This window comes from Streptomyces sp. NPDC016851 (assembly GCF_055562795.1).
Genome location: NZ_JBVHEP010000026.1, coordinates 25,139 through 43,200, shown reverse-complemented (window position 1 = coordinate 43,200; position 18,062 = coordinate 25,139). Strand labels below are relative to the sequence as shown.

Below are 18,062 nucleotides of genomic sequence, written 5' to 3'. Positions count from 1 at the left end.
CAGACGGACGGCGGTCGCGGGCCTGGTCGCCCGTCGCGTCCGCCGGTCATGCCCCCTCGCAGGCCCAGCACAGAAACCATTCCCCCCAAGAGGCCGCCGGACGGCGGCCATCGGTCCGCAACCCAAGCAGACCCGGACTGACGCGATCAAGACTCCAAGACTGGTCTAGACGACTTTCGGTCCGGATTTGGCGATTTCGGAACGCTCGGGGAGCGGACCTGGCCTCACCTGGCGTTCAGCGGCGCAGGTCCGCCCGGTTCGCCGCCGCGATGACGGCGTCGTGTTCGGCTCGGGTGAACAGGTTCTCGGCCAGCCAGCGGCCCGCGAGGGTGCGTACGGCGCGGACGAAGTGCGCGGAGGCCGGGAAGGGAGCCTGCTGCCACAGGACGTCGAGGAAGGTCCGGCCGTCGGTGCGGGCGTGATTCGGCACGCCCGAGTCGGAGGTGCCGAACACGATGACGGGTTCGGAGCGGGTGAAGTAGGCGTGGTAGGGGGCGTCGTCGCCGATGTGGAAGGGGGCGAGGGTCAGGTTGTGCGTGGTGAAGTGCAGGGGGCGGCCCGTGGGTCTGATCGCGTCGGCCAGGTCTCCGCGGAGGGTGAAGTCCTTGTAGAAGGAGAAGGTGCGGAACTGCTGTTCGGCGCTCCGGGCGGTCAGGAGGAGCGGGCCGTAGAACAGCGACTGGACGTCCGGATCGTCCAGGGCGCGTTCGATCCGCAGACGGTAGGGCGTCGAGACGCGGACGCGGTCGCCTCGGCGCCAGTTCCTGTTCAGGGTGAGGTAGGTGCCGGGCTCGGCTTCGGCCCGGTGCGGGGCTCCGTTGACCGTGACCGTGACACCCGCCGTGGCCCAGGACGGGATGCGGAGTTTGAGGGCGAGCCGGCCGCCGCCCTCGCGGAACGTCAGGGTGCGGACGCCCTCGGCCGGGTAGTCGCTCGTCTGCTCGATGACGAGGCCGCGCTCCGGCCAGCGCAGGGTGGAGGCCAGGTAGAGGTTGACGTACAGGGCGTTGCCGTCGGCGGAGCGGAAGTAGACCGAGTCCTGGTACTTGGTGTGGTTCTCCATGCCGGTGCCGCCGCAGCAGGTGCCGGTGTTGCCGAACTGGCGTCGTACGCCCGGGCCCATTCCGACGAAGTAGGTGACCTCGGGGCTGTCGGTGCCGGGGGCGTCCCGGCGCGAGGCGAGGATGTGATTGGTCAGGCCCCGCTCGTAGTAGTCCATGTAGGCGGGGTCGGGATCGTGGAAGAAGAGCTGCCGGCTGAGCTTGAGCATGTTGTACGTCGCGCAGGTCTCGGCGTTCTTGTCGTCGAGGGTGGCCGCGATGGCGTCGCGGGCGCGGAACATCTCGCCCTGCCCGGTGCCGCCCAGGGCGTACGTGCGGGGTCCCGCGACCATGCCCCAGAAGTTGCGGGCGGCGCTGGCGTACTGCTCCTCCCCCGTGTGGTCGAACAGGCGGAGGTAGCCGGTGAACTGCGGGATGTGCTGGTTGGCGTGTCTGCCCTCCAGGATGTCGCGGTCCTCGGCGCAGGCGGTCAGCAGCGCGGTGTTGTCGAAGCAGCGGGCGGCGGCGAGATGTTCCTCCCGGCCGGTGAGGGCGTACAGGTCGGTCATGACCTCGTTCATGCCGCCGTACTCACCGGCGATGTAGATCGACCACATGCGCTCCAGCTGGGCTTTGGGGAGGTGGCCCAGCCGGCTGTGCACCCAGTCGCCCATCTTCGCGGCGATGGTCAGCGCCTGTGGGTTGCCGGCCAGGGTGTGGGCGTCCAGGAGGCCGCGCATGATCTTGTGGCAGGTGTAGTACGGCGCCCAGATGGTGGGGTAGGTCGTGTAGCTCTCCAGGAGGATGAACTGGGTCTCCGGGTAGGCCGCCAGGTAGCCGGGGTGACTGGGCTTCGGAGTGCCGTGTTCGGCGAGGGCCTGCTGGCATTCGCCGAGGGCCCGGACCAAGTGGTCGAGCTTGGACTTGAGGGCGGCCTCGCGGGTGTCGGCGTACGCCTGGGCGACGAGGGTGAGGAAGTGGCCGCCGTAGTGGCCGCGCAGGTTGCCGTCGGCCGTCTCCCAGCCGCCCGGCGGTCGTGCGCCGCGTGTGTCGAGTCCGGCGTTGGCGCGGAAGACCGCCAGGATGCGGTCGGCCGGGTACGCGCGGGCGTAGTCGAGCATCAGGTCGCGTTTGGTGCGGAAGACCCCTCGGCCGAGGCTGACTTCGTGCAGGGCGAAGGGCCGCACCGGCCAGGCGGGCGGGGCGGGCAGCGCTCCCCCGGTCTTCGCCGTGGAGGTCGCCGGGGCGGCGTGGGCGGCTTGGGCCAGAGGCCCGGAGGACATGAGCGGGGTGGCCGCGGCGCCGGCGGTCAGGCTCAGCACGCGGCGCCGGGTGGGTGGCTGGGACATGGCGCACTCCGATCGTCGTGGATGGTCAGCGGACGGAAGAGGCCCCTCCGGCGCGAGGGTCATCCGGGGGACGTCACGGTGACCGTGGCCGTGGCGCGGTGCGACGTGCCCGGCACGGTTCCCCCGACCTCGAAGGTTCCGGGACCGGCGTACTGGTCCGGGTCCACCGGGTCCCAGGTCACCTTTGTGCGGCTGTCCTTGGAGCCGTCGTTGTAGGTGGCGACCACCGTGGCGGGGAGCGCGGGCGGCTTGCCCGGGCGGGTGGTGACGCGTTCCTCGGCGAAGCCGGTGATCTCCACCGCGTCGGTGTGCCGTACCCACACGGTCGCGGTGACCGGTTGCGCGGTGCGGTCGGCGAGGCCGGTGATCGTCACGCTGGTGCCGCCCTCGGCGACCTGGTCCTCGGTCAGGGCGGGCCAGGCCACGGGTGAGCGCGCCGTGGAGCCGTCGGCGTACACCAGCGTCACGTGCCCGGGCAGGTCGGGGACGGTGCCGCGGAGGGTGGGGATGTGGGTCTCGCGTACCGACTCCGGTGTCTCGGCGTAGACCTTCCACTCCTGGACGCCGAGGGCGAGGTTCGGATGTCCGGTGAGCTTCGCGCGCAGCGCGGTCGTGGTGACCGGCGTGAAGGTGGTCCGGTTGTAGCGGTCCTCGGCGGTGCCGTAGCCGCCGGCGCCGGGGACCTCGCGCCAGGTGTCGCCGTCGCGGTACTCGATGACCCAGGACTCGGGCACGCCCACGCCGTCGGCCGCGCCGGGCTGCGCGTCGCGGAAGAAGTACAGGTCGGAGCCGGCCACGCGGACGGGGTCGTCCCAGGTGTACTGGATCCACTGGGTGTCCTTCTGCGGCCAGCTGCCCCAGCGCGGGGCGTCGGAGGACGAGGCGGGCTCACGGCCGTCGTTGATCGCGTTCACCGACTCCCAGCCGGAGGTGTAGGACGCGGTGGGGGTGGCGGACGGTGCCAGGTTCAGCTGGCCGCCGCCGGGCTTCTCGGCCTTCACCACCACCCGCTTCGACGACGTCGACGCGCCGTCGTCGGCGGTGAGTTCGAGGGTGTACGTGCCTGCCTCGGTGAACCGGGCGACGGTGGTGGGGGCGCGCGGGTCGTCGAAGATGACGGCGCCGCCGTCCGGGCCGTCGGCCGCCTTCCAGGAGGCGGAGAGGGTGCGCTGCGGCAGCCCGTCGTCCTCGACGATGCCGGTGAGCCTGACCTGGCCCGGGCGGGTGTGCGCCGGGTCCTGCCAGGCCTCCACGTAGGGAGGCCGGTTGCGGGCCGTCGGCGGGCGCGTGCCGGTGTCGTAGGCCTGGATCTCCTTCAGGCCGCTGGTGTGGCCGTCGCGGTGGCGCAGCAGCACCCGCAGCTTGGGCGTCGTCACCTCCTTGAAGCGCACCTGGTTGAGGTTGGCGCGCGGATACGGCGGTGACTTGGCGGAGCCGGCCACGTCCTGCCACTGACCGTTCCGGTCCTCGTACTGCACGGTGTAGAGGGCCGGTTCGGCGTATCCGCCGGGCCGTTTGTCGCTGGAGAAGTGGAGCCGGACGTCGTCGACCGTGCGGGGGCGGCCGAAGTCGAGTTCGTACCAGTCCTCGGTGTTGCCGGAGCCGCGGGCGCCCCAGTAGGGCTCGTTGACGGTGAAGCCGTCGACGGCACCGCCCACGCCGCGGCCGTCGGCCTCGTGGGAGGCGCGGACGGTGGCGCCGGCCGCGAGGTTGTCCCCGGCCCCGCCGGTGAGGTCCCGGCCGGCCTTGGCGAACAGGTCGGTGACGCGGTCCTTCGCACCGTAGGTGACGTCCTGCGGGTTCGCGACGGCCGTGCGCAGGCCGGTGGTCCTCGCCTTGGCTGCTCCCCCGCCGGGGAAGGTGACCTCACGGGTGGCGGGGTCATAGACGAGGTGGGCGAGGCGGTCGGCGGTGAGGGCGAGCTTCCCGTCGAGGTAGACCGAGTAGCCCTCGGGGACCTGGCGGCCGTACGGCCGTTTCCCGTCGCCCGGTTCGTCCCAGAGGACGGCCACGTCGGTGCCGCGGTAGTTGATGTCGGTGACGGCGAAGTGCGGCCAGTCGATGTCGATCGGCCACAGCTCGATCTTCCGGTCGGTGCGCGGCCGGAAGCCCATCGCGTCCTCGATGACCGTCCAGTTGGTGGTGCCGAGGATGGTGTGGTGGATCCAGGAGCGGTAGCCGATCTTCTGCGGGTCGGCGCTGCCGTCGGCCCAGAACTCGTTCTGGTCGGGCCGGCGGTTGTCACCGTCGATGTAGTGGGCCCAGGCGTTCCAGGACAGCAGCTTCTTGTACCAGGTGCTGTCGATGTACTTGTTCGGGTACTTCCGCAGCACCGAGGACAGGAAGCGGAAGGTGACGGTGGAGTTGATGACCGAGAAGTTGTTGCTCCCGGGGTGCCCCTGCTCCGCCGCCTCCGCCTTGTCCGCCTGGTTGGCGGTGAAGAACGGGAAGACGGGGTACTGCTTCGCGTCCGCCCACAGGCGCAGCGCTTCGAGGTACTGCGGGTCCTCGTCCGGGGTGGGCATCAGGCCCACGCTGTACGGGTAGTAGTTGTTGATCTCCTTCCAGGGCACCAGGGTGTCGCTGTCGACGTGCCGGTGCTTGAGCAGCTTGTCCTTCGGGTCCCAGAGGTGTTCGAGGACGGCTTTGCGCACGCGGTTCGCCGTCGCGCGCATCTCGTCGGCCTTCGTCTTCTCGCCGAGGAGGTCGTACGCGCGGGCGGCCGCTGTCGCGTTGCTGTAGACGTACGCGGATTCGGCGCGGTCCAGGTTCCCGGGCTTCCAGTCGAACGACACCGCGTCGGCGTCGTTGCCGGTCATGGCGCCCCAGTCGTACTCGATCAGTCCGTTGCCGTCCCCGTCGTAGTGCTCCAGCTGGCCGCGGACGTCCTTCTCCGCGTACCGCGCGAGGTTGCGCACGATGCCGTCGGGGCCGCCGTGCACCTGGTAGGAGCGCCAGGCCGCCTCGGAGATGTACTGGGTGTAGCTGTTGGACCAGTTCTCCGGGTCGCCGGGGTTGTCGGTGTACTTGCCGTTCTTCGAGACCTCCCCGGCGGACACCCACGGGCCGTAGGAGTAGGCCGGGTCACGCAGGTACTTGAGGTCGTCGACGAACATGCCGACCGTCAGGGCGATCGCGTTGTTGTAGCCGAGCACACCCTCCATGGAGGTGGGGAACTGGTAGTCGCTGCCCGGGATGTCGGCGTCGAGGTAGTTGTAACGCAGCAGCCACCAGCGGTAGTACAGCGTCTTCTCGATGTTGTCGTCGGGGATGTCGAGGTACGGCAGGTTCTCGGCCCACCAGCGGTTGTACGTCTGCACGTGCGAGCGGAAGGCCGTGTCCGGGGCGGCGGTGCGCACCGCGTCGTACTCGGGCCGGGAGTCGGTGATCTCCTCGGTGACGAAGCCGAGTTGGACCTTGGTGGTGGCCGTCCCGCCCGCGGGCAGGGCGAGGGTGCGCGTCAGGGACTCGTCCTCGGGGGTGAAGCCGTCACCGCTGAGGCGGGGGAAGACGGTCGTGAGGTTGTTCTTCGCGGGCACCGCGCCGGTGAGCTCCCGGCCCTCGGCGGTCGTCGCGTACGGGGACGTGGCGCGCAGCCGGACCTCGCGGCGCTCGGACCCGGTGTTGGTCAGGGCGAGGTTCGTGACGGCGACGTTGGCCTCGGTGATGAACTTGGTCTGCGTCACCTTCAGGCCGGTGGCCTCGTGTGTGAACTCGCTGCGCCAGTAGCTGGGCGTCTGGGTGCGGGCGCCGGTGTTCTCGCGGAGGGCGAGGTTCTCGCCGTCGGCGTTCAGGGTGAGCGTGTACGCGGAGCGGTTGTCGATGCTCTCCCAGTAGGCGGCCTTGCCTGCGAAGCCGAGCCTGGCGGGGTCGTGTTCCTTCATGAAGACGGCGCGGCCCCGGGTGAACAGCCAGTCGCCTGCCGGGTCCTCGCCCTTGCGGACCAGCATCCGGTCCATCCAGAAGTCGGTGCCGTTCCCCCCTTTCCGGTCGGCCTCGTACTGGGCGCGCAGGGTGCGGTGGACGGTGAAGCCGGCCGGGAGGGCGGGCACGGGGTCGTCCGTGCCGGAGTAGACCGGGTAGCCGATCGCCGAGTTGTCCGCCGCGGCCGGTGCGGTCACGGCGAGGGGGGCCAGCAGGCCCAGGGTCAGCGCTGCGGCCAGGGCGCCGCGGCGGTGCCGTCTTCGCGGTGCTGCGGGCACGACTACCTCCGGGTGGGCATGGTCGGGGACTGGGTGAGGGGCAGCCACACGCGCATGGTCGAGGGACCGCGGTTCGCCCACGAGTGGTACGGGACGAGCGTGATCCCCGTGCGGTCGGCCGTCGGTGCGGTGGCTTGGCCGAGCGGGCGGTACGGCCATGCGGTGTCGTGCGGGTCGGCGGGGGCGGCGAGTTCGCCGGGGGCGACGACCGTGCCGTCCGGCCCGTCCTCCGGTTCGGCGGACGGGTCCACGCGGAGCGCGTCGACGTCGTGTCCGTCGGGCAGGTCGGTGGACTCGGCGCAGTAGACGAGGGGGCCGCGCTGGACGGCCACCGTGCCGCGGGTCGCGTCGATGCGCTGGTCGGACCCGATCCAGCGCGGGCTGACGGGCAGTTCGAGGCGTATCTCGTCGCCGGGCCGGAAGATCCGGGTGAGCCGCACCGTGCCCGGGGCGGCCGTGCGGCGTTGCCCGTCCGGGTCGACCAGCCGGGCGGTCGCGCCCGCCGTCCACGCGGGGACGCGCAGGGACAGCGTCCAGGGGCGGGCCGGGGAGCGGCTGATCCGCACGGTGACGGTCCCGCCCGACGGGTAGTCGGTGCGGACCCGCAGCGCCACGCCCTGCCCGTCGGCCAGGCTCGTGGCGAGTTCCGCGTCGGCGTACTGGTGCAGCTGGAGGCCGTCGTCGTCCGCGGTCGCCAGGTACGCGGGCAGCTGGGCGAGGGTGCGCGCCACGTTGGTCGGGCAGCACGACACGGCGAACCAGGGGGCGCGCAGGCCCGAGTCGGCGCGCGGGCTGACGCGGTCCGCCGGGGGCATGGTGCCGCGGTGGCGGCGGTGCAGGGTGTTGGCGTAGAAGAAGGCCCGGCCGTCCTCGGACGGGGATGTCGCGATCACGTTGAACAGGGTCCGCTCGGCCAGGTCCGCGAAGCGCGGTTCGCCGGTGGCGAGCAGCAGCCGCCAGGCGAGCAGCACGGAGGCGACACCGGCGCAGGTCTCCGAGTAGGCGCGGTCCGGTGGCAGGACGAAGTCGTCGCCGAAGGACTCGTCGCGGTGGTGTGAGCCCATCCCGCCGGTCAGATAGGTGCGCCGGGCGACCGTGGCCTCCCACTGCCGTACGACGGCGGCGAGCAGGGCGTCGTCGCCGGTCTCCACCGCCACGTCGACGGCACCCGCCGCGAGGTAGAGGGCGCGCACGGCGTGGCCGCGCAGGACGCCGGCCTCGCGGACGGGCACGTCGTCCTGGAAGTAGGCGCGGCCGAACTCGATGTCGGCGAGGGTGCCGTGGCCGCGCCGGTCGAGGAACGATGCGGCCTGGTCGAGGTAGCGCTGCTCCCCCGTCAGCCGGGCGAGTTCCACGAGGGCCGTCTCGATCTCCGGGTGTCCGCAGAGGCCCGGGTTCCGGCCCGGGCCGAAGGCGGCGCAGACGTGGTCGGCGGCCCGGCGGGCGATCTTCGTCAGCTCGCCCTCACCCCGGGCGCGGGCCTGGGCGACACCCGCCTGGATGAGGTGCCCATGACAGTAGAGTTCGTGGCCCCATTCGAGGTCGGTGTAGCGGGGCTGCTGTCCGGGGCGGCCGAAGGCGGTGTTCAGGTAGCCGTCCGGGTCCTGGGCGGGGGCGATCACGTCGGTCAGGGCGGCGGTCTCCGCGTCGTACGCGGCGCCTTCCCACGCCATGGCTTCGAGCAGCTTGTAGATCTCGGAGTCGGCGAACTCCCGCCCGCGCCGGTCCCGTTGGATCCGGCCCTCGGCGGCGGCCCGGAAGTTGCCGGTCCAGCCCTCGCGTTCCATCCAGTCCCGGCAGTGCCCGAGTGTCGCGGTCGCGTTGGTGTGGCGGCGCCGGGCCCAGAAACCCCCGGTGATCCTCACCTCGTCGAGGCCGAGCGGGCGCAGCCGGCCGCGGGTCGGCGCCACGGGCAGGACGGGCGCGTGTGCCGTGTTCCCCTTCACCGGTTCATGCCTTCGGTACGTCCCTTCGGTCATGGTCGGATTCCCCGCGGTCATGGTCGGATTCCCCGCGCCTCAGCCCTTGAGCGCGCCGGACATGAAGCCCCTGATGTAGTGCCGCTGCAGGAGCAGGAACAGCAGCAGGCAGGGCACGGCGAGGACCACCACGCCCGCCTCGGTCGCGCCGTAGTCGACGGCTCCCATGCTCTGCTGCCGCAGGTTCGCGACGGCCAGGGGCAGCGGTGCTTTCTCGCTGTCGGAGATGAGGATCAGCGGTGCGATGAAGTCGTTCCAGGCGGCGAGGAACGCGAACAGGCCCACGGTGATCAGCCCCGGGCGCACCGCCGGGAGCAGGACCCGGCGCAGGGCGCCCGCCGTGCCGCAGCCGTCGACCAGTGCCGACTCCTCCAGTTCGCGCGGCACCGCCTCGAAGGAGATCCGCATCATGAAGGTGGCGAACGGCAGTTGGAACATGGCGAGCACCAGGCTCAGCCCGATCAGCGAGTTCTCCAAGTGCAGCCTGCCCAGCAGGACGTAGAGCGGGATGAGGAGCGTGGCGTACGGGACCATGAGGATGGCCAGGGTCAGCAGGAACAGCAGGTTCCGGCCGGGGAAGTCGAAGCGGGCGAAGGCGTAGCCGCCGAGCAGGGACACCCCCAGGGTCAGGGCGACGGTCAGTGCCGAGACGATGGTGCTGTTGAGGAGGTACCGCCACAGGCCCGCGTCGTAGTCGAGCAGGGTCCGGTAGTTGCCGAGGCCGTAGCCGGACTGCTGGGCGGTGCCGGGCTGGCCGCTGACCGACGCCCAGGCGTTCCACAGCAGGGGGAAGAGGAAGATGACGGCGAGGCTCGCGGCGACGACGTAGTGGGGCGTGCGGCCGAGGGCGCGGGTGAGCACCGTGGTGTCCCTTCTGGGTGCGGCGGGGGTCATGAGTCGTCGGCGTGGCGCAGGCCGCGGAACTGCAGGGCGTTCAGCAGGAGCAGCGCGGCCAGGACGACGATCGACAGGGCGGCCGCGGTGCCGAGGTTCAGCCGTTGGAAGGCCTCCCGGTAGATCAGCTGGACGACGGTGACGGTGCTGTTGTCCGGTCCGCCCTTGGTGAGGATGAAGAACTGGTCGAAGGCGAGCAGGGAGCCGGTCACGCACAGCAGCAGGCACAGGGCGAGGGAGGGCCGCAGCAGCGGCAGGGTGATCGAGCGGAAGATCTGGCCGCGGCTCGCGCCGTCCATCCGGGCCGCCTCGTACACCTCGTGCGGGATGCGCTGGAGCCCGACGAGCAGGATGAGCATGTAGAAGCCGGCGAACTTCCAGACGATGAGGAAGACCGTCGACAGCAGGGCCGAGGTCGGGCTGCCGAGGAAGGACACGGGGTCGCCGACCAGGCCGGATTTCTCCAGCAGGCGGCTGAGGGGGCCGGTGGTGGGGCTGTACAGGCCCCAGAACAGCAGGGAGGCGGAGGCCAGTCCGAGGGCGCTGGGCAGGAAGTAGACCGTTCGGAAGAACCCGGCTCCGGGGCGGGATTCCTGCACGAGCAGGGCGAGACCCAGCGCCAGGGCGAGGAGTACGGCCGTGACGATCACGGTGTAGAGGAGCGTGAAGCGGATCGCGGGCCAGAACAGGGTGCTGCCGGTGATGTCGCTGTAGTTCTCGGGGGCGTTGAGGCCGCGGTCTCCCGCCAGCAGCGGCCAGTCGCTGAGCGACATCTGCCCGACGAGCAGCAGCGGCAGCAGGAAGAACACGGCGACGAAGACGGCCGTGGGGGCCGCGTAGGCCAGGCCCTTGGCCCTGCGGGACCGCCACCAGGGCGGGGCGGCCGCCGGGGCCGGGCGTCGGGGTGGTACTCGGGGTTCGGCGGCCGTTCGGTCGGGCGCCTTGACCTGCATGGCTCTCCTCTACCGTGCGACGTGGGAGGGGCGGGGCCGGTCGCTCAGTCCGCGAGTGAGGCGGTGACCGCCTCGTTGTCCTTCGCGACGGACGTCCCGTCGCCGAAGACCGCGCCCCGCATCAGGGCCAGCCACGGCCCGTTGGGGTCGTTGAAGGTCTGGCCGAACTTCAGGGCGTACGGGGTGCGGCCGTGCGCGACGAGTTCGTTGATGGTGACCAGGCGCGGGTCGGCCTTCGAGTGCTTGTTGGACGCGAGGTCGGTGCGGGCCACCACGTCCTTGTGCGCGGCGACCACGTCCACCTGGGCCTTGTCGCCCAGGGACCAGGCGAGGAAGTTCCAGGCCTGGTCCGCCGATTCGCTGGTGGCGGAGATGCCGATGGCGTCGCCGCCGACGAAGGTGGACTTGCCGCCGTCGGGTCCGGGGATGGGGGCGACACCGAGGTCCAGGTCCTCGGGCATGAGCCCGAGGGTGGTGGACGGCATGGGCATCACGCCGACCTTGCCCTTCGGGAAGACGCCGGTCCAGGTCGTGCCCGTCTCGTCGCGCGCGCCGGGAGCGACGATGTCGTCGCGCACCCAGCCGCGGTAGGTGTCGTAGACCTTCTTGGCGGTGCCGGAGGCGAGATGCGCCTCGGTGCCCTCCTTGTTCAGGACGTCCTCGCCTGCCGCCCAGACGGACGGCCACCAGGTGAAGACGCCGCAACCGCCGCAGTTGCCGCCGAAGAACGTGCCGTCGACGCCGCCGCCCAGCGCGTCCACGGCCCGGGCCTGCCGGTCCCACTCGCGCAGGGTGGCGGGCGGCTTCTCGGGGTCGAGCTTCGCCTTCCGGTAGAGGTCCTTGTTGTAGAAGAGCACCGAAAGATCGAGGGTGTGCGGGACGACGTACTTCTTGTCCTCGTACGTGCCTGCCTTGATGTGCGACGGGGCGAGGTGCTCGGCGAACGGCAGGGCGGCGATGCGTTCGGTGAGGTCCGCGAAGAGGCCGCTGGAGGTGTAGTTGGGCACGAACACGACGTCGGAGGCGAACAGGTCGGGCAGGTCCTTGGATCCGGCCGCCGCGCCGACCTTGGCCTGGTAGTCGTCGGTGGGGACGACCGTCAGCTCGATCTTGTTCTTGTGGCTCGCGTTGTACGCCTCGACCAGGGCCTCGCTCTGCGGCCGGGTCGCCGCACGCGTCCACATCGTCAGTTTCGTGCCGTCGTCGACGCCGTTGGCGTTCGCCGCTCCCCCTCCTCCCCCGCCGCCCGAGCCACCGTCCCCCGACCCGCAGGCCGTCATCAGGCTCGCGGCGGCGAGCAGCGCGGTGATGCCGGTGACAAGGCGGCGCAGGTGTCCACGTGGTCCGGCCGTGCTCCCCATGGTCGATCCCCTCGTGTCGCGGCGGACCGTGCGCGGGCCTGCCGGTCGGGACGATGGCTGTGGTGGCACTGAGCTGAGCGACGGAAAGAAACCGAAAAGGCTTTCTGAGACGCTAGAACTCGACTCACCACCCGTCAATCCCCCTGTAGCAGACGGGCCTTGGCCCATCACCGAAACCACTGAGAGTCTCTTGACCGAAACGCCTCGCGTAGTGTGGAACGCGAGACGAGACAGGAGAACACCCATGGCAGAGGCCACCCGCCCCGCTCGTTCGCAGCCGGCCACGCTCAGCGATGTCGCCCGGCTGGCGGGCGTCTCGATCGCCACGGCGTCCAAGGCCCTCAACGGCCGCAGCCAGGTGCGGGCGGAGACCAGACAGCGGGTCGTCGAGGCGGCCGAGCGGCTGGCCTTCCGGCCCAACCAGGTGGCCCGCGGCCTGCTGGCCGGGCGCACGGGCACGGTGGGGCTGCTCACCAGCGACCTGGAGGGCCGGTTCAGCATCCCGATACTGATGGGTGCCGAGGACGCCTTCGGAGCGGGCGAGGTCGCGGTGTTCCTGTGTGACGCCCGGGGGGACGCGATCCGCGAACAGCACCATGTCCGCGCGTTGCTGGGCCGCCGGGTCGACGGCCTCATCGTGGTCGGCAGCCGGACCGATCCGCGTCCGTCCCTGGGCCGGGAACTGCCCGTCCCCGTCGTCTACGCGTACGCGCCGTCGGAGGATCCGGAGGATCTGTCCATCGTCCCGGACAGCGTCGGCGCGGGCCGCCTCGCGGTCGACCACCTGCTGGCCTGCGGCCGTACCCGGATCGCCCACATCACCGGTGACCCCGGGTACGCCGCGGCGCGGGAGCGGGCCGAGGGCGCCCGGGCCGCGCTCGCCGACGCCGGACTGACGCTGGTCGGCGAGCCGGGCTTCGGGGCGTGGTCGGAGGGCTGGGGCCGTGCGGCCACCGCGATGCTGCTCGACCGCCATCCGGAGGTGGATGCCGTGCTGTGCGGCAGCGACCAGATCGCCCGGGGCGTGATGGACATGCTGCGCGAGCGCGGCCGTCGGGTCCCGGAGGACGTGGCGGTGATGGGCTTCGACAACTGGCGGGTCCTGACGTCGGCGTCCCGGCCGCCGCTGACCAGTGTCGACATGAACCTGGAACAGGTCGGCCGGGCGGCGGCGCACGCCCTGTTCACGGCGATCGCCGGCACGCGGCGGTCGGGAGTCGAGACGCTGCCCTGCCGGGTGGTGATCAGGGGATCGACGGTGCCGCTGACATGAGCTGGTGAGCAGTCATGGAGCGAGGGTGACCGGGCGCGGGGAGAGAGCGCCCGGGCACAGGGCGAGGGCGCCCAGCACGGGGCGAGGGTCATCGGTCACGGGGCGAGGACGCCCGGCACGGGGCGAGGGTGATCGGTCACGGGGCGAGTCGGTCGAGCGCGGCCAGGACCGGTGCCACACCGTCCTCCTCGGCCAGCCGGTGTGCCAGGGCCTGGGCGCGGTGGCGGTGGGCGGGGTCGCTCGTGGCGCGGCGCAGGGCGGGGGCGAGGGTCTCGGCGGTGAGGTGGCGCAGCGGGACTGCGCGGGGCGCGGTGCCCAGGGCGACGAGACGGGCCGCCCAGAAGCCGCCGTCGAACTGCACGGGCACCGGCACGGTGGGGACGCCCGCGCGCAGGACGGCGGCGGTGGTGCCGGCCCCGGCGTGGTGGACCACGGCGGCCATCCGGGGAAACAGCGGCGCGTGCGGTACGTCGCCGACCGTGATCACATCGTCGGCGGCGAGGCCCGCCCACCCCTGCTGGATCACGCCGCGCAGTCCCGCCGTCCGCAGGGCGCGGACGATCTCGCCGCTGAGGCGCTCGGGGTCCGGCACGGTGGCGCTGCCCAGGCCGACGAAGACCGGGGCGGGTCCGGCGGCGAGGAACTCCTCCAACTCCCGGGGCAGCGTACGGGTGTCGTACGGCCACCAGTACCCGGAGATCTCCAGTCCGGGCCGCCAGTCCCGGGGGCGCGGCACCACCAGTTCGCTGAATCCGTGCAGCACGGGCCACCGTGCCCGCTCGTGGGCCCGGCGGAGCGCGGCCGTGCCGGGCAGGGTCATGCCGTGCCGGGTGCGCAGCCGGCGCATGGCCTGGGTGAAGACCCCGTCGACGGCGGCGGCGACGGCCACTCCGCCCAGGCGGTTGCCCATGGCGCCGAGCGAGCGTCCGCCGAGCATCGGCGCGCCGAACTCGCGTGTCGGGTGCTGGGGTTGGAGGAACAGTCCCAGGCTGGGCAGGGCCAGGCCCTCGGCGATGGCGACGCCGAGCGGTGCCACGGCACCGGCGGCCAGGACGACGTCCGCGCCGCGGGCCGCCTGGACCAGGGCGTCGGTCATCTCCTCGGCCGCGGACCGTGCCATCCTCGCCGCGCGCAGCAGTTTGCCGAGCCCGGTGGTGCTGGCGTGCAGGCTGCGTCCGCGGTCGGAGTGGGACACGGCGTGCGGGTCGACCGGGGTGGGATGGAACCGCACTCCGGAACCGGCGGCCAGCGGCTCGAACCGGCCGTGGGTGACGAGCGTGACCTCATGCCCGTTCCGCGCCAGCCCCGCTCCCAGCCCGGTGTACGGCGCGACGTCGCCGCGCGATCCAGCCGTCATGATCACCACGCGCATGGACCCAGTGTGGACCGGCCGGGCGGGCGACACGCGGTGTACCGCGCCCGGCGTCCGAGAATCGCCGGTGCGGGTGATGCCCGGGGCGGTGAAGGGCGGGTGAGCGGGCGGGGCCTCGTTCATGTCCCCGTACGCCTCGCGCGGCCGCCCCTCGGGCCACACGGCGTGGAATCCCTCCCTCTGTGGTCGATGCGTCACATCCGGTTCGCCCGGCACCGGGTGGGTAGGTGATCCCCCTCTCAAGCCGGAGGTGGACATGGACATCGGTATAGGCCTTCCCAACACCGTTCCCGGGACCGAGGGTTCGGTTCTGGTGGAGTGGGCCCGGCGGGCCGAGGAGGCGGGGTTCAGCACGCTCGGGACGATCGGGCGGCTGGTCTACCCGGGGTACGAGGAGCTGGTCGCGCTGAGTGCGGCCGCTGCGGTCACCAGCCGGATCCGGCTGACGACGAGTGTGCTGCTGGGGCCGCTGTACACGAACAGCGCGCTGCTGGCGAAGCAGGCGGCCTCGCTCGACCGGCTCTCCGGGGGGCGGTTCGTGCTCGGTGTGGGGCTGGGCGGGCGTGACGACGACTTCGCCGCGAGCGGTCTGTCCACCGACGGCAGGGGGCGCCGCCTTGAGGACCAGCTGACGGAGATGAAACGCGTCTGGGCGGGCGAGGAGCGGGGCCTGGCCGGTGCGATCGGGCCGGAGCCTGTGCGCGAGGGTGGTCCGGAGCTCATCCTGGGCGGTTCGACCCCGGTCAGTTTCCGGCGGGTGGCCCGGCTGGCCGACGGCTGGATCATGGGCGGTGGTACGCCGGAGATGTTCGCGGAGGCCTCGGCCGGCATCGACACCGCGTGGAAGGAGGCGGGGCGTACCGGCGCGCCGCGCAAACTGGCGCTGGCGTACTTCGCGCTCGGCCCGGACGCCCGGGCACACGCGGACGGCTATCTCCAGCACTACTACGGGTTCCTCGGCGACGCCGCCGCGCAGGTCGCGGCGAGTGCCGCGGTGAGCGCGGAGATGGTGGCGTCGTACGCCGACGCGTTCGCCGCGGCCGGCTGTGACGAGCTCATCTTCGTACCGGCGGCCTCGGGGCCGGAGCAGGTGGGGCTGCTCGCCGAGGCGACCGGCTGAACCGCCGGCGCACCGTCGCTCACCCTGGTGTGGTGGCCGGTTCCGGGAGGGTGATTCCGGCCTGCTCGGCACGGAGTTCGGAACGGACGAGTTCCAGGAGGCGGCCCGTCCAGTTCCGGCCGCGGCCGCCCTTGTCGCCCCAGTAGCCGGAGTCGGAGTCGTCGTAGACGAGTGTGGCGTCACGGGTGTCCAGGAGGATCCGGGCGAGGGCCGGGTGCCGGGTGTACTTGGCCCTCAGCAGGGCGGTCATGACGGCGGTGCGGGCCTGGTCCCACCCGTCGCGCCGGGGAGCGCCGGCCGCCGTGTTCCGGGCGGCGTATCCGGTGTCCGCGTCCCTGATGGCGGCCCGGGCACCGGGGTCCGTGGTGGAGAGGGCCCAGTACGCGTGGGCGACGGAGGGGTAGGTGACGCCGTCGGCCGGGACGGGGGCGGGGTAGTCGTTGCGGAGGGCCTTCGTGCCCGGGTCGTCCGAGGGCGTGCGGGAATAGCTCTCGTACAGGTGGATCGCGGGGGCGACCGGTGTCGCGGGTCCGTCCGCCGGGACCCGCGCGGACCGTTCGCCGATCCACTTGGCCCGGTCCTCGAAGTAGGCGATCGCCTCGTCGTACGCCTCCCGCGAGACCGGCTCGCCGGTCGGGGCGCCGTCCAGGTGCTCGCCGGGTCCGGTCACCAGGACCCGGAGCGGCCAGTCCTTGCGGTCCATGTCGCCGAGCGCGTAGTGGCGTTGGGTCTCGGGGATGGCCAGGTAGGCGGCGCGGGCGGCGGACCGGTTCTCCTCGGTCCGGTCGGCGAGGAACGCGTCGACGGCGGCCAGGCAGCGGTCCGTGGAGTCCGGGCGTCCGTTGAGCTGGTCGATGGTGTCCCGGACCTCGGCCAGCAGCAGCTCGGGCGTGAGCCAGGTGCGCGGCTCGCTGAACCGCCACACGGCCAGCTCATGGGCGGACACCCTTGCGCCGTCCGGGAGTTCGGTGGCGACCCAGCCGCGGCGCAACTTCTCCGCGAACTCCTCCAGGGTGACCAGGCCCCAGCAGTTGATCAGCCCGTCCGCGTAGATGAACAGGTCGGTGAGGAAGTAGTCGCCGTTGCGGATGAAGGCGTGTCGCCAGGTTCCGGGGACGCGGACGCCGTCCGCCATGCGGTAGGTGATGCGGTTGCCGATCATCCCGGCATTGTGTCGGAACCACCGGCTGGCGCAACGTGTTTGCTTGCCGCACTGCGGCGCCCGAAAGCCGGGTCCTCCCCACCGCCGGACGGAGGACCCGGCTCCCGGATGGCCGGTGGCTCAGGACGACTGGGCGCTCTGGTACAGGTTCTGCGCGTCCGCGCCGAAGTACGGGCCGTACATGGCGTTGGGCAGGAAGTTGTACTTGAAGCTGTTCACCGAGGACTGCAGCCCGGTCCCGGTGGCCTCGTTGAACTGGGTGAACCACGGGCCGCCGCTCGATCCACCGGTCATGTTGCAGGTCAGACCGTGGTCGCTGGAGAGCAGGAAGTCGCGGTAGGTGGTACCGCTGCAGTAGATGAACTTCTGCCCGTCGTAGGGAGCGGCGGCCGGGAAGCCGAAGGCGTACATGGCCTTGTTGTAGCCGGTGTTGAAGGCCAGGCCCTGGCCGCCGACGACATCGGTCAGCTTCTTTCCGTCCAGCGGGGCGACCACGGCCGCGCCGATGTCGTAGTTGATGTCCTCACTGGCGGTCCACTGCGGCGTGGCGAGGGTCTTGGACGCCGTCCAGGTGCCGTACGGGGTCTGTCCGTCGTGGTAGCCGGGAGCGAACACCCAGTTGGTGTGCCAGGCCCCCTCCAGCTTCACGCAGTGGCCCGCGGTCATCACGGTGCTCTTGTTGGCGCTGGTGACGGCGTTGCCGGAGCAGGAGGCGGTGCGGCCCTGGTAGGTGAAGAACACCCGCCCCGCGGTCTTGGTCACCGCGCCGCCCCCGGTCCAGGGGCCGCCGCCGTTCGGTATCGCCAGGGGGCCGGAGTCGGCGGCGGGCGTGCTGGGTGCCACGACGGTCGCCTTGCCCTTGCGGGGTGCCGAGGCCCGCACGTCGGAACGGTCGACGGACAGGACGTCGAGCGGGGTGGCCTCGCGCATCCGCTGCGGGGTCCAGAAGGCGAGGGCGCGTTCCCTCGCCGAGGGCCCCACGGCTCCGGGGTCGGGCGCGGCGCTCGCCGGTGCGGCGACGACGCCGGTCGCCAGCAGCGCGGCGACGCCGGCGAGTGCGCCGAGGAGGGTGGGCCGAACGCGGGTGCCGCTGCCGCAGGAGCGAAGGCTACGGAGTGTGCCTGTCACGCGGTCTCCTTCTGCTGTGGGGGCCGGATGGCGGGGCTCATCCACCCGGTCAGGCAGGGGTGTCGCTGCGAATCAGAGGGCAGCGTGCCACCAGGAGACCGATTTGGACAGGTGCATGTCACCGAGATGGCCGAAACGCCACAGGTTCCCCGCGTCAAGGACACGGAAGCGGGCACAAAGGGACCCGGCCTCCACCGGTTGGGGTGGAGGCCGGGTCCGTGAGCCCGGG

At 71.9% G+C, this 18,062-nt stretch carries 11 protein-coding genes; 2 read left to right on the top strand and 9 right to left on the bottom strand.

Features of this window, described 5'->3' with window-relative positions; translation table 11 throughout:
- Positions 1–235: 235 nt before the first annotated feature.
- Genes ACZ3I3_RS32970 through ACZ3I3_RS32945 form a run of 6 tightly spaced genes read right to left on the bottom strand, consistent with a single transcriptional unit; the run spans position 236 to position 11,778 of the window.
- The gene (locus ACZ3I3_RS32970; RefSeq protein ID WP_467371002.1) at positions 236–2,389 is read right to left on the bottom strand and encodes a glycoside hydrolase family 127 protein; all 2,154 of its coding nucleotides are present in this window, start codon (positions 2,387–2,389) and stop codon (positions 236–238) included.
- A gap of 59 nt (positions 2,390–2,448) precedes the next feature.
- Complete coding sequence (locus tag ACZ3I3_RS32965; protein WP_467371001.1) at positions 2,449–6,591, bottom strand: Ig-like domain-containing protein; 4,143 nt, start codon at positions 6,589–6,591, stop codon at positions 2,449–2,451.
- A gap of 2 nt (positions 6,592–6,593) precedes the next feature.
- The gene (locus ACZ3I3_RS32960; protein WP_467371000.1) at positions 6,594–8,570 is read right to left on the bottom strand and encodes a glycoside hydrolase family 127 protein; all 1,977 of its coding nucleotides are present in this window, start codon (positions 8,568–8,570) and stop codon (positions 6,594–6,596) included.
- A 39-nt stretch (positions 8,571–8,609) separates the two neighbouring features.
- Complete coding sequence (locus tag ACZ3I3_RS32955) at positions 8,610–9,431, bottom strand: carbohydrate ABC transporter permease (protein ID WP_467371118.1); 822 nt, start codon at positions 9,429–9,431, stop codon at positions 8,610–8,612.
- A 29-nt stretch (positions 9,432–9,460) separates the two neighbouring features.
- Positions 9,461–10,417, bottom strand: a complete 957-nt coding sequence (locus tag ACZ3I3_RS32950) for a carbohydrate ABC transporter permease (RefSeq protein WP_467370998.1) — start codon at positions 10,415–10,417, stop codon at positions 9,461–9,463.
- A 44-nt stretch (positions 10,418–10,461) separates the two neighbouring features.
- Entirely contained in the window at positions 10,462–11,778 is a 1,317-nt protein-coding gene (locus tag ACZ3I3_RS32945; protein ID WP_467370997.1) for an ABC transporter substrate-binding protein, read from the bottom strand.
- 244 nt (positions 11,779–12,022) lie between these two features.
- Between ACZ3I3_RS32945 and ACZ3I3_RS32940 the strand changes: the two genes are divergently transcribed.
- Positions 12,023–13,051: a LacI family DNA-binding transcriptional regulator gene (locus ACZ3I3_RS32940; RefSeq protein WP_467370996.1), complete on the top strand. Its 1,029-nt coding sequence runs from the start codon at positions 12,023–12,025 to the stop codon at positions 13,049–13,051.
- A gap of 136 nt (positions 13,052–13,187) precedes the next feature.
- Here ACZ3I3_RS32940 and ACZ3I3_RS32935 read toward each other — a convergent pair whose 3' ends face one another.
- Positions 13,188–14,423, bottom strand: coding sequence for a glycosyltransferase (locus tag ACZ3I3_RS32935; RefSeq protein WP_467370994.1), 1,236 nt, complete (start codon positions 14,421–14,423; stop codon positions 13,188–13,190).
- A 256-nt stretch (positions 14,424–14,679) separates the two neighbouring features.
- Here ACZ3I3_RS32935 and ACZ3I3_RS32930 point away from each other — a divergent pair, with 256 nt between their 5' ends.
- Positions 14,680–15,543 (top strand): LLM class flavin-dependent oxidoreductase, encoded by an 864-nt coding sequence (locus ACZ3I3_RS32930; RefSeq protein ID WP_467370992.1) that lies wholly within the window; start codon positions 14,680–14,682, stop codon positions 15,541–15,543.
- Between the two features lie 19 nt (positions 15,544–15,562).
- Here ACZ3I3_RS32930 and ACZ3I3_RS32925 read toward each other — a convergent pair whose 3' ends face one another.
- Together ACZ3I3_RS32925 and ACZ3I3_RS32920 are read right to left on the bottom strand one after the other, a co-directional pair.
- Positions 15,563–16,705: an NADAR family protein gene (locus ACZ3I3_RS32925; RefSeq protein ID WP_467370990.1), complete on the bottom strand. Its 1,143-nt coding sequence runs from the start codon at positions 16,703–16,705 to the stop codon at positions 15,563–15,565.
- A 120-nt stretch (positions 16,706–16,825) separates the two neighbouring features.
- Positions 16,826–17,833: a trypsin-like serine peptidase gene (locus ACZ3I3_RS32920; RefSeq protein ID WP_467370988.1), complete on the bottom strand. Its 1,008-nt coding sequence runs from the start codon at positions 17,831–17,833 to the stop codon at positions 16,826–16,828.
- Positions 17,834–18,062: the final 229 nt, after the last annotated feature.